This window comes from Corallococcus sp. 4LFB (assembly GCF_046520365.1).
Classification (GTDB): Bacteria; Myxococcota; Myxococcia; order Myxococcales; family Myxococcaceae; genus Corallococcus; species Corallococcus caeni.
In genome coordinates, this window is the sequence record NZ_JBKGHJ010000280.1 from 1 (window position 1) to 11,180 (window position 11,180).

The 11,180-nt window shown below is 68.8% G+C and carries 11 protein-coding genes and 1 pseudogene; 8 read left to right on the forward strand and 4 right to left on the reverse strand.

Annotated features, from left to right (window positions below):
* Positions 1-348: transcriptional regulator (locus ACLEQD_RS26320; protein WP_410387715.1), on the reverse strand; the 348-nt coding region annotated here is incomplete at its 3' end.
* 242 nt (positions 349-590) lie between these two features.
* Here ACLEQD_RS26320 and ACLEQD_RS26325 point away from each other — a divergent pair.
* From ACLEQD_RS26325 to ACLEQD_RS26335, 3 genes are all read left to right on the forward strand, one after another.
* On the forward strand, positions 591-2,918 hold the full coding sequence (locus tag ACLEQD_RS26325; RefSeq protein WP_410387716.1) for a lamin tail domain-containing protein: 2,328 nt from the start codon (positions 591-593) through the stop codon (positions 2,916-2,918).
* Positions 2,919-3,007: 89 nt separating this feature from the next.
* On the forward strand, positions 3,008-3,415 hold the full coding sequence (locus ACLEQD_RS26330) for a hypothetical protein (RefSeq protein WP_410387717.1): 408 nt from the start codon (positions 3,008-3,010) through the stop codon (positions 3,413-3,415).
* Positions 3,415-3,978, forward strand: coding sequence for a head protein (locus ACLEQD_RS26335; protein ID WP_410387718.1), 564 nt, complete (start codon positions 3,415-3,417; stop codon positions 3,976-3,978). Before ACLEQD_RS26330 ends, ACLEQD_RS26335 begins: the two co-directional genes overlap by 1 nt.
* Before the next feature lie 17 nt (positions 3,979-3,995).
* Here the strand turns inward: ACLEQD_RS26335 and ACLEQD_RS26340 are convergent, their stop codons facing one another.
* Positions 3,996-4,274: a hypothetical protein gene (locus tag ACLEQD_RS26340; protein ID WP_410387719.1), complete on the reverse strand. Its 279-nt coding sequence runs from the start codon at positions 4,272-4,274 to the stop codon at positions 3,996-3,998.
* Positions 4,264-4,650, reverse strand: coding sequence for a hypothetical protein (locus ACLEQD_RS26345; RefSeq protein ID WP_410387720.1), 387 nt, complete (start codon positions 4,648-4,650; stop codon positions 4,264-4,266). The genes ACLEQD_RS26340 and ACLEQD_RS26345 overlap by 11 nt, the downstream gene beginning before the upstream one ends.
* A gap of 208 nt (positions 4,651-4,858) precedes the next feature.
* On the opposite strand from ACLEQD_RS26345, the gene ACLEQD_RS26350 reads away from it, so the two are divergent.
* From ACLEQD_RS26350 to ACLEQD_RS26360, 3 genes are all read left to right on the forward strand, one after another.
* On the forward strand, positions 4,859-5,536 hold the full coding sequence (locus ACLEQD_RS26350; protein WP_410387721.1) for a hypothetical protein: 678 nt from the start codon (positions 4,859-4,861) through the stop codon (positions 5,534-5,536).
* Positions 5,537-5,685: 149 nt separating this feature from the next.
* Positions 5,686-6,609, forward strand: a complete 924-nt coding sequence (locus ACLEQD_RS26355; RefSeq protein ID WP_410387723.1) for a DUF2381 family protein — start codon at positions 5,686-5,688, stop codon at positions 6,607-6,609.
* 98 nt (positions 6,610-6,707) lie between these two features.
* Positions 6,708-8,525: a serine/threonine protein kinase gene (locus ACLEQD_RS26360; protein WP_410387724.1), complete on the forward strand. Its 1,818-nt coding sequence runs from the start codon at positions 6,708-6,710 to the stop codon at positions 8,523-8,525.
* Positions 8,526-8,805: 280 nt separating this feature from the next.
* Here the strand turns inward: ACLEQD_RS26360 and ACLEQD_RS26365 are convergent, their stop codons facing one another.
* Positions 8,806-9,936: a PDDEXK nuclease domain-containing protein gene (locus ACLEQD_RS26365; protein ID WP_410387722.1), complete on the reverse strand. Its 1,131-nt coding sequence runs from the start codon at positions 9,934-9,936 to the stop codon at positions 8,806-8,808.
* A 307-nt stretch (positions 9,937-10,243) separates the two neighbouring features.
* On the opposite strand from ACLEQD_RS26365, the gene ACLEQD_RS26370 reads away from it, so the two are divergent.
* Both ACLEQD_RS26370 and ACLEQD_RS26375 read left to right on the forward strand, forming a co-directional pair.
* Positions 10,244-10,915 carry an RNA polymerase sigma factor gene (locus ACLEQD_RS26370; RefSeq protein ID WP_338277894.1) on the forward strand — a complete coding sequence of 224 codons (672 nt, stop codon included), beginning with the start codon at positions 10,244-10,246 and terminating at the stop codon, positions 10,913-10,915.
* A pseudogene (locus ACLEQD_RS26375) lies at positions 10,912-11,180 on the forward strand (hypothetical protein); the annotation flags it as partial. The gene ACLEQD_RS26370 and the pseudogene ACLEQD_RS26375, both read left to right, overlap by 4 nt.

Consider the following 11,180-nt stretch of genomic DNA (forward strand, 5'->3'; position numbering starts at 1 on the left):
GCTGGGGGCGGCCTCCTGCGCCGGGGCGGCCTTGGGGGCCCTGGCGGCCTCGCCGGACGGAGGGGTGGAGGCGGGGCTGGCGCTGGAGCCGGGCTTGAAGGCCTCCTCGACGGAGGTCTCCACGCGGCGCACGGCGGTTTCAATCTTGTCCGCGGCCGTCTTGGTGGTGGCGGCGGCCCAGGTGCGCAGCTGCACCAGGCCCTCCTTCACCTTGGCCTGCTTCTCCGGGTCCTTCACCTCCTTGAGGAGGCGCTCGGCCTCGCCGCGGAGGTCGTCCGTGGTGCGCTTGAGGTCTTCGCCGGTGCGCTTGAGGAAGTCCATCAACTGCCTGTCCCACTTCTCGGCCATGACGCGTCTCCTCCGTCTGCTCGAACCCATCCAACTGCACGTGCGGACCGGGCGCAAAGCCTTCCGCGCTGTCCGTGAAGGACGGCGGACCGCGCCATCCATTGCCGTGTGGCAGTGCGTCAGGCGCTCCGCCGGGGTGCAAGTGGGGGGGCGGGCGACAGTCGGCTGCCAGACACGTTAAGGTGCGTGCCCTCTTCCGGGAAGGCCGCGTTGGGGCGGGCCCGGTGCTGGAGCGTTCCTTTATGTCGTCCCGGTCCCTCCGAGCGCTCGCGTCGCTCGTCCTCGTCACCTCCCTCGTCACCTTGGCCGCATGTGGTTCGGAGGAGCCGGGGTCGGCGGGGCTGGTGCTGCCCCAGGTGACGCTGCCGGCGGCCACGGTGGGCGCGGCCTTCGAAAAGGTCTTCACCGCGACGGGCGGTGCGGCGCCGCTGACGTATTCGGTGGACCAGGTGCCGCCGGGCTTCTCCTTCTACGGAGACACCGGGCGGCTGGTGGGCCCCGCGACGACGCCCGGCGAGTGGACGATGACGGTGGGGGTGCGCGACGCGAAGGGCGCCCAGCACACGCGGGCCTATGCGCTGCGCGTGTGGCAGGCGCCGGCCATCACCACGGGCTCGCCGCTGCCGGTCGTGAAAGAGGGGAGCGCCTACACCTTCACCTTCAGCGCCACGGGTGGGGCGCCGCCTTTGACCTGGTCGCAGCCGCACGGGGCGATTCCGGACGGACTGGACCTGACGGAGGACGGGGTGCTGAGCGGCACGCCGCAGGGTCCGGGACTGTATGAGTTCACGCTGCGGGTGGAGGACGCCAACGGCGCGCACGCGGAGGCGGTCATCCAGTTGCCCGTGCAAACCCAGTCGGGGGAGCTGCCCGACGGGGGGCCCATCACGGACGGCGGGACGAAGACGGACGGTGGCACGGACGGCGGGACGCAGCCGACGGCGGTGGGCTTGAAGGTGGGCAACTGGAACATCGAGTGGTTCGGCTCCACCGCCGAGGGCCCGACGGACGAGGCGCTGCAGCTGGCCAACGCGACGGCGGTCATCGCGGACGCGGGGCCGGACGTGATGGGCGTGGCGGAGATCGTCGGCGTGGACGCGTTCAACTCGCTGAAGGCGGGGCTCTCCGGCTACAGCGGCCTGCTCGCCAGCGAGTGGCCCTACGGCACGACGGACCAGAAGGTGGGCCTGCTCTACAAGACGGACGCGGTGGAGCTGGTGAACTCGAACGTCGTGCTGACGGAGTGCGCGTCGGACTTCGCCTACCGGCCGCCCCTGCGCGTGGACCTGAAGGTGATCCGCGGCGGCGCGAAGGTGGACCTGACGGTGATGGTGCTGCACATGAAGGCGTACGCGGACGCGGACTCGTACGCGCGGCGCCAGGGCGCGGCGGTGTGCCTCAAGGACTACCTGGACACGAACCTGCCGACGCAGAACGTGATGGTGCTGGGCGACTGGAACGACGACGTGGACGCGTCCATCTACACGCCGTACGAGTCGCCGTACCTGAACCTGGTGAATGATGCCGCGCGGTACAAGTTCCTCACCCAGCCGCTGTCGGAGTCCGGTGAGCGCTCGACGGTGAGCAACAGCCAGTTCATCGACCACCAGCTGGTGACGAACGAGCTGGCGGCCTACTACGTGGCGAACACCACGAAGGTGCTCAAGCCCGCCGTCGTCAGCTACAAGAGCACCACGTCGGACCACTACCCCGTCTTCAGCCAGTTCAACTTCGGCTCGGTCGCGCAGGCGGGCAGCGTGAAGGTCACGGCGCCCAACGGCGGTGAGACGCTGCAGGCGGGCCAGACGTTCAACATCACCTGGACGTCGAGCAACGTGTCGCAGGTGAACCTCACGTACACGCTGGACGGGACGGTGTGGCGCGCGTTGGCATCCAACGTGGCGGCGTCCACCGGGCGCTACACGTGGACGGTGCCGAGCGAGTCCTCCACGGCCGCGCGGGTGCGGGTGGCGGACGCGGCGCGCGCGGACGTGGCGGACGTGAGCGACGGAGCGTTCACGATGACGCGGCCGACGCAGACGGTGTTCATCAACGAGTACCTGGCGCAGCCGTTCAACGGGGCGGCGGGGACGCCGGATTACGACCAGCAGTTCGTGGAGATCTACAACGCGGGTCCAGGGTCGGTGGACCTGAGCGGCTGGAAGATCCACGACGCGAAGTCGTACTCGGGCCTGGAGGTGGCGCGGCACACGTTCGTGTCGGGCACGGTGCTGCCGGCGGGCAAGGCCTACGTGGTGTACTCGGGGGCGTCCGCGGTGCCGGTGGGGGCGACGTACGCGACGTACGCCAACAACAACGGCTACGGGCTGCGATTCGACCGGGGTGTGAACCAGGGAGGCGCCGGCGACGCGGTGTACCTGGTGCGCGCGGACGGCACGGTGCAGGACAGCCACTCGTACCAGAGCGCCAGCACGCCTGTGACGTCTGGCTATTCGTTCAACCGCTCCCCGGACAGGAGCGCCACGGGGAGCTGGGACCTCTGCTACAACGTGGGGGGCTACCTCTACGCGTCGACCCCGGGCTACCGCGCGAACGGCAGCGCGTTCTGAGCGGTTCGCGGTGACATGACTTCCACCTGGGGTTCTGCTTGGGTGGACGGATGCACGTCTGGATTCACCTGGGGAGGAGCGTCACGGCCGTGGCGTTGAGTGTGTGGCTCGCGGCCTGTGGAGCGAACCGCGTGGCGGTGGCTCCGCCCTCGCAGGAGGAGCTTCCCCGCCGGGTGCTGCTCCTGCGGGAGGCCCCGGATGGGAGCTTCACCCAGGAGTGGCGGCCGGCGGGGGCGTTCGACCTCGCCAGCTACGTGAGGGCGCCCGAGGGCCGGCGCATCGTGCGGACCGCGCGCTCCGTGCGGGACTGCGATGCGGTCTCCGAATGGGCCCGGCGCAACCAGCGCGCCATCCTGGTGGGGAGCGTGGTGGTCATCGCGGGGGTCGCGTTCGTCGTCGTTTCAGCGGGCGCGGGGCTCATCGTGCTCGCGCCTGCATTACTTCTCACGACGTCATCCCTGCCCCCAGCGCCGCACCTGGTGGAGAGCACACCCTGATGCACTTCTTCGACAAGCTGGAGATGCTGGGACGGCGCTACTCGGAAAGCACCTCCGAGAAGGAAAAGCAGGCGCTCCACTTCGCGATGGATGCCATCTACTTCATCCTGGGCACCGGGCAAGGCACCGAACTGGAAGCGTACCTCCAAAGCCAGGATGCCTCCGCGCCTCCGTTGGTCATCGGCCGGTTCAAGACCCGAGAAGAAGCGGAAGCCGCCATGAACGCGCGGAAGCCTCCAGTCGATCAGGCGCGCGTGCTGATTGGAGACGACTACTACTCCGCCATGTTCGTTCCAACCACGGGGCGAACCCACCTGGTCTTCATGCCTCCCATCCTGGAGCATTACCTCCAGGAAGTAGCGGACCAGAGGCTCCCTCCTTCGGGCCTGTCCTTCGCCACGAAGGCGGAGGCGGAGGCGTGGATGAACCAGCAGCCCACGCCGCCCCAGCAGGTGGTCATCGACATCGCGGGGGCGCCGTATCTGGCGGCCTACCACCACCGCATCGACTACCGCGTCCTCTATCCCCTGCCCGCCCCCACGCCTCCTTCGCCGGAGACGTGAGGGCTTCGCGGTGATGACTACAGCCGGAACTGCACACGCACGCCCGGCTGGATCCAGACGTGGAGCTGCTTCGCGTCGTCGGTGAGGTCGTCGCTGATTTCCGCGGCATTGCCCAGACGGACCGTGCCCTTGTTGTACTGCCCCACGGACGCGGAGATGTAGGGCCCCACCGCGATGGAGCGGGTGAGCTGGAGGTCCACGCCAAAGTGGGCGTGGCCCAGGTCATAGCCCTCGAGCTTGAGCCAGGAGTTCCCCGCCCCTTCGCCCACTTCCAGCGAGCCGATCTCATAGCCCACGCCCACGCCCACCCAGGGCGAGACGAAGCCGCGGCCGGAAGTGGTAGTCCAGGTCGATGCCGAAGCGCAGGACCTTGCTCTTGCAGTCCACTCCATCCGAGCACTCGTCACCGGGACCGGAGCCGATGCCGTACTGGAAATAGGCGCCCAGCGAGAGCTGCCGGTTGAAGAAGTAGGAGACGTCCACCTGCGGCGCCACGGTGCTGCCGAACGTGTCTTTCAGCGAGAGGTCCGTGCCGGCGTCGCCCACCGGAATGCCAAAGGCGCCGCGCACGCCCAGCGCGAGCCCGGAGTTCGAGGGCTCCTGCGCCGCCGCCGGCAGTGCACCCAGGCAGGAGGCCAGAACCAGCGATGCGATGAAGTGTCGAGCAGTCATGTCGTCCAGGGAGAAGGGCCGTCATGTGACGGCGGTGGGAGTTGGCGGCGCCACGCACTGCAAGCTCGCGGCCAGGGGCTCCCTGATGCGGGCGCCCCGAGCTTCGAGGAGAGCGGAGTGTGGGAATGGCCCTGAAGCGCGACAGGAATGTCAGTCTTTCGAAGCGGTCCATGGCAGGGCACGCCGTGCGAGAGTCCCGGCCCAAGCCATGTCCTCCCTGCTGACCGAAGACTCCGACGTCGTCCGCTGGCTGCGTGCCGAACTCAAGGCCCGTGGGCTGACCCGCATCGAGCTGTCCGCGTCGTTGAAGCACAGGGGAACGCTTCATGACGACACGTTGATCTTCACGGCGCCGGACGGCGCGCTGACGTTCGGTTCTCTGCCGGAGGCACCTCGCGCCCAGGTCCAGGAGCTGATGCGGCGGTATCACGCGTCGGCGCCCGGGCTGGGGGACATCGCGCTGTCCATCGTCTGCGAGACGGAGGGCCCCCCGCGCATCCGGTGCATGGATGAAGCCCAGCGACAGCAGGACGCTCGGGAGCAGGCCCACTTCGATTCACGGCACTACGGACGCGCGCTGGCGCAGCGGGTGGCGGAGTTGATGGATGCGGGGGCGGACCTGTCCATCACCGTGGATCCGCGCGACGGCGTGTCCCGCGCGCTGTGGCGCTCCGGGGACGGCACGTACGCGCATGGGCTCCGGTACAGCCAGGGGGACGCCCAGGCGAAGCAGACCTTCGCGTCTCGCGACGAGTTCATCCGCTGGCTCGGGGAACAGAGCGACGAGTCCCTGGCGAAGGCGGAGTCCCCGGACGACCCGCGCCTGTGGGGACTTGGGACGTTCAACCGCGCGTACTTCGCCCGGAAGACGGGGCGGCGGTCGTAGACGACCGCTGAGTAGGGATTTCTCCCAGGGACGCTTGAGGTAGGCTGGCTTTTCCTTCTCCTTGCAGCGGCATCCGGGCTTCCCAGGCCCGTGGACTCCCATGCGTGTCACCCCTATCTGTTAGGTTTGAAGGATGGAGGTGACCCGTGATGTCGCTGTCCGCTTCGGTCATTCCCCTGGTGCTCACGGTCCTGATGGGCACCACGGCGGTGGCGCAGTCCCGGACTCCCACGGTGCGGGAGCGCAAGGCCCGGCAGCTCACGCTGCGCGCGGAGGAGCCTCCGGTGCTGCTCGCGCTGCATGTCGCCGCCCAGGAGGTGACCACCGTCACCTTCGATGCGCCCATCGTTCCGGAGTCCGTGGACCGGAGCGTGCTCGCGCCCTACTTCTCCCGCGTGGCGGTGCATGAGGACGTCCTCGTGCTCAAGGCGTCCATGGACGTCCCCGCTGGGAAGGAGCCGGTGCTCACCGTGCGCTTCGCGGGGTCTGGGGCTCCCGCGCGGGTGGGGTTCGTGCTCACGACCGTGGAGGCGGAGGTGGATTCACAGGTGGAGGTGTTCCGGCAGGGGCGCACCGCGCAGGACCTGGGGAAGGAGCTCGCGGACCTGCGGGCCCGGTGCGCGGTCACCGAGGCGGGGCTCGCGACGCTGCGGGCGCAGTGCGCGCTGCGTGGTCTGGGCGGCGCGGTGTTGATGGGGGATGTCACCCCGCGAGGTGTCTCCGTGGAGTATCTCCGGGAGCATCCCATCAGTACGGGCATGACCGCCGAAAGCCCTCCTGTGCTCTACCGCACGGAGCACACCCGTGCCTTGTCGACCTTGCTGATCAACGCCGTGGGGAGCGCCCCTTGGATACCGGGCTTCGCCCGGCTGACACCGCGCGGGCCCAACGCACCGCCGGCCCTTGAGTTGCCCCTGCTCATGCAGGTGAAGCAGCTGGCGCCTGGGGAGCAAGCCACCGTGGTGGTGGAATGGCACGCGCTTCCCGACCTGCCCGCTGGCACGCAAGTCACCCTGGAGTTGCTGGACGCGAAGGGGGAACGCGGCGTCCGCTGGGAACAGGTGACGCCATGAGCACGCACGAGGCAACGCCCGGTGAGCCTGAGCCTCCTCACGCCGCCACGCAGCCCGCGCAGAAGGCCCATGGACCTGCCCGGCCTTCGTTGCTGCTGATGGTGGATGCGCTTCCTCCGGGCACATCCATCGGTCCCTGGCGCGTCCTCCAGCGTGTGGCGTCAGGCGGATACGGAACGGTCTACGTCGTTCATACGAAGCGCCGTCCTCGTGGCAGGCGGTATGCCCTGAAGCTGGCGCGACAGCCCGACAGTCCCTGGTTCTCACGCGAAGCGGAGGTGCTGTCCCGCCTTCGGCATCCGGGAGTACCTCGCTTCGTGGAGGCCGGGGCATGGCGGCCGGGCTCCGGGAACCATCCGTTCCTGGTGATGGAGCACGTGGACGGCGAATCGCTCTATGCCTGGGCCCGCGCGCGCAACCCCACGGCCCGCGAGGTGGGCGCATTGCTCATCCAGGCCGCGGAAATCCTGGCCTTCGCGCACCAGCGCGGTGTCCTGCACCGCGACGTCAAAGGCGACAACCTCCACGTCCAGCCCGGCGGACGGCTCACCCTGCTGGACTGGGGCGCGGGCTGGCATCCCGAAGCGAAGCCCCTGACCGGAACAGGCCAGCTGCCTCCTGGCACGGCTCACTACTTGAGTCCCCAGCTCTACCGCTGGCGGATGGCGATGCCGTCGCGGGAATGTCCTCGCTACGGCGTGACGGATGAGTTGTACGCCCTGGGCGTCACCTTCCATCGATTGCTGACCGACAGCTATCCGGCGCTCGCGCTGGAGGGGGAAGGACCCGAACGCGCATGGCCCAACCCGCTGGTGCCGGAGGCGCTGGCGTCACTCGTCACCCGCCTGCTCGCGTTCGCGCCCGAAGCACGGCCTCCGAGCGCCTCCGCCCTGGCCTCCGAACTGCATCAACTCCTGGCCCATGCGGATGCAACCTGGGACCTGCCCCTGTTCGACTGGGCCACACCTCCCTCTGAGTCCTCACGCACGACGCAGGAGGCGCCCAGGATGGTGGGGCCGGTGGCTCCCGGTCAGGAGGTGCCGCTCCAGCACGCACGGCTTCAACGCATGGATCGGCTCCGACGCCTTCGCGAAGCACGCGAGTTGCGGCGCCGGTTTCCCCGCCATGTCGCCCAGGTGGAGGCGCAGGACATCCTCGCCGCGAGCACGGTGCGCCGCCGACAGACGCTGCGGGCCCTGTGGCGTCAGGGGGCCGTCGCATTCGCATGTGTGGTGGCCATGGCCTGTATGGGATGGGACTTGGGACTCTTTTCAAGGTCCGACGGCGATGCGCCCGTCCGCCCTTCCATGCCTCCCGTGGCGCGGGCGCCAGCGCCCGACCAAGCTGCCGCGTCCGGAGCGGCCCCTCCTTCCCCCGCGCCGCTCCCGCCGGAGAAGGACGCCATGAGCATTCCCTTGAAGCAGGACCCACCTGTCCGCGGACGTTTGCTGTCACGCGGCTGCACGTTCGCTGTCGGTGCGGCGACAACCCTCATTGCTTGCGCGGGTGCGCAGGTGGTGCCCAAGCCCCAGCGCTGTCCCACGGAAGCGCTGGAGGCGATGAAGGCGTTGAAGCTGCGGCGGGATGCGAAGGCAGCCATCACGGTCGACATCCGCTACCCCTTCCGTCCGGATGCCGAATCACTCGTCGTGCATGACGGAGACATCGTCAGCGTCCAGAAGGAAAAACACGGCGGTCTTCCGGAGGGCACCCTGCTCTACGGACGGCTGTGGACAGGAGGGGAACATGTCATGGGCCGCTACACGCGAGCGGAGACGCCTGACGGCCGCACCTATCCTGTCTGCCTCGTGCTCGGGAACGAGGATGGCTTCTGGCCGAAGGAGTCGGGCTCCAAGCCCGGTGCCGCGCTCCTTCCCCGGAGCGCGGGCTACACGGTGGTGGACGCGTTCCCGTAGACGTGACCTACCAGGGTCGCGGCGAGCATGCTGTATCGCCGCGTGCCCATTATTGGGGACCCAACCGACGTCGTAGCCGGGTTGCCACTTCCCTCCCGGGTGGTGAACGGGCGAAGCGATGGACGCGCCCAGTGGCCCGGTTTGAGCGGACCCCTCCGCGCGATTCAACAGGTGTCACAGACCGGGTCAACGGATCGCATCCGCTGATCTTTCAGGACTGGCCGCTGGCGGCCGGTTGCCCTGCGCCGGCGCACGGGGAGGATCAAGGACGCAGAACCGTTCAGGTTTCGGCGAAGCTGGCCTTTGACGCTCCCAGGCACGCGGGCTCCTTGTCCAGCGCGAGCTGCGAGTACAGCTCGTGGAGCTTCGCGCGGAGCAGTTCCTTCGGCGGCAGCATCGTCTGGTACTCGGCGACGAGCGTGGGCGACGTCGTGCGCGCGAGCGCGTACTCGACGACCTCGTCGTCCTTCGATGCGCAGAGCAGCACGCCAATAGAGGGCCGCTCGTGCGGCTTCTTCACGTCGCGGTCGAGCGTCTCGACATAGAACGAGAGTTGGCCCAGGTCGGCGGGCTTGAACTTGTCGACTTTCAGCTCGAAGGCGACGAGGCACTGCAGCCCGCGATGGAAGAACACGAGGTCGATCTCAAAGTCCTGGTTACCGACCTGCACCGGGTACTGCGAGCCGACGAAGCAGAAGTCACGACCCAGCTCAGTGAGGAAGCGGCCAAGGTTCCGAAGGAGCGCGCCGTGGAGGTCAGCCTCGGAATGCTCGGCGGCGAGGCCCAGAAACTCCATGTTGTAGGCGTTCTTGAACTCGTCGATCGCCGTCGGGTGAAATTGTGTCACCGCTGGCGAGACTTTCTTCGCGGCCTTCGCTTCGCGCAGCACAGCTCCCGAGCGGATCTGCCGTTCCAGTTCCCGCTTCGACCAGCGCTCCTTGATGGAAGCGAGGATGTAGAATTCGCGCGTCTGGACGGGCTTCGCCTCGCTCAGGATGATGAGGTGATGGGTCCATGGCAATTGTGTCACCAGCGGTGACACTTTCTTGTGCGACCGGTACGCCTCGAAAAACTGGCGCATCCGGAAGAGGTTTCGGCGCGTGTAGCCCCGAGCGCCGGGGTAACGCCTCGCGAGCTCGGCGGCGAGGTCTTCGACGACGCCGTCGCCCCACTCGGCGGCCTCGAGCTTGCGGCTGATGTATGCGCCGAGCTCCCAGTAGTGCTCGACGAGGACCGTGTTCACCGCCTGGTACCCGCGGGTGCGGGCCTTCTCGATGAGCGCGATGACCTCGGCGAAGCGCGCGTCGCCGCTGTCGACGACCGCCTGCCTTTCACGCGGCACGGCGAGCCCCATCGCCTTGGTGGCGATGGGCTTCGCGGCGCGCTTCGTCTTGGAGGTCTTCGTGGCCATGCGGAGCGCACATGCTCCGGCGAGCCTCCTGATTCCACAAGCGGATCTGGCTTGGTCGATTTCGTGTCAGCCGCCCCCCGCTTCCGTGCCCCCCAACGCCCGATGCAGGATTCGCACCCGCGGCCGCTGGCTCCGCGGGCCTACACCCCGAATCGCAACGCCCCAGGGCCCGGGCTCAAGAAAACGCGGGCCGTGCGTGTGGCGACGACCGGAATTTCCAGGTCATTTCGTATCTCATTTCAGAAGGGGTCCGGCCGGGCCCTGGGACGGAGCCTTCCGCGTGCTGCCAGGAACAGAGCGGTCAGTCTTGGAGGCCTTCCGCCGGGGTGACACCGCCGTGCTCACCCAGGTCTACCGCACCTATTCGCCCGAAGTGCTCCGCTACCTGTCCCGGCGCTTCTCCGTGCACTCGGAGACCGGGACGCGCTCCGTCGCGCTCACGCCCCTGGACCTGGACGCCGCCCACCAGGAGACGTTCGTGCGGGCCTTCCGCCCCCACATGCGCCAGGCCTACGACGGCGTGCGCCCCTACCTGGGCTTCCTGCTCACCGTCGCCCGCTCCACCGCCATTGACCTGATGCGCGCCTCCGGCCGCGTGGCCCGCGAGGCCATCCCGCTGGATGACGCACCGGAGCTCGTCCACGCCCCCACCGAGGGCCAGAGCCCCGAGGAAGAGGCCCTGGGCGCCGAGGTCCGCTCCATCGTGCGCCGCTTCCTGGAGGCCCTGCCCGCCGAGGGGCGCGCCCTGGCGCAGCTGCGCTTCATGGACGGCCTGTCCCAGGAGTCCGCCGCCGACCAGCTGAAGCTCACCCGCGGCGAGGTGCGGGTGCGCGAGCGCCGCCTGCGGTTGCAGTTCACCGAACACCTGAAGGACTCGGGCTGGTTGGACAGTGACGTCGCACCGGGGCGCCTGCAGCTAGGCGCCCTGCTGGCCACCCTGGCCCTGCTGTGCGCCATCCCATTCGGGAGCCTCCCATGAAGTGGTACGAACGACATGTGGACGCGGGGCTGACGCGCTGGTCCCTGGGGGAGCTGTCCGCCCCCGAATCCTCGCGGCTCTTGCGCCACGCCCACGCCTGCGCCCGCTGCGGCACCCGCTACGACAAGTGGGCCCGCGCCCACCGCGTCTTCGAGTCCGGCGGGACGGAGACGCCCACCTCCACGGAGCTGGAGACGCTCACCGCCGCGGGGCTGGAGGCCGCCCTCACCGCCGCCGCCCCCGCGGACTCCGCCCCCGCGCGGTG

Bases quoted from the DNA above. Each gene is read 5' to 3' on its own strand.
- ACLEQD_RS26355 (WP_410387723.1), top strand. From the start codon at position 5,686: ATGTCGCTGTCCGCTTCGGTCATTCCCCTGGTGCTCACGGTCCTGATG.
- ACLEQD_RS26365 (WP_410387722.1), bottom strand. From the start codon at position 9,936: ATGGCCACGAAGACCTCCAAGACGAAGCGCGCCGCGAAGCCCATCGCC.
- ACLEQD_RS26325 (WP_410387716.1), top strand. From the start codon at position 591: ATGTCGTCCCGGTCCCTCCGAGCGCTCGCGTCGCTCGTCCTCGTCACC.
- ACLEQD_RS26350 (WP_410387721.1), top strand. From the start codon at position 4,859: ATGTCCTCCCTGCTGACCGAAGACTCCGACGTCGTCCGCTGGCTGCGT.
- ACLEQD_RS26360 (WP_410387724.1), top strand. From the start codon at position 6,708: ATGGTGGATGCGCTTCCTCCGGGCACATCCATCGGTCCCTGGCGCGTC.
- ACLEQD_RS26345 (WP_410387720.1), bottom strand. From the start codon at position 4,650: ATGACTGCTCGACACTTCATCGCATCGCTGGTTCTGGCCTCCTGCCTG.
- ACLEQD_RS26335 (WP_410387718.1), top strand. From the start codon at position 3,415: ATGCACTTCTTCGACAAGCTGGAGATGCTGGGACGGCGCTACTCGGAA.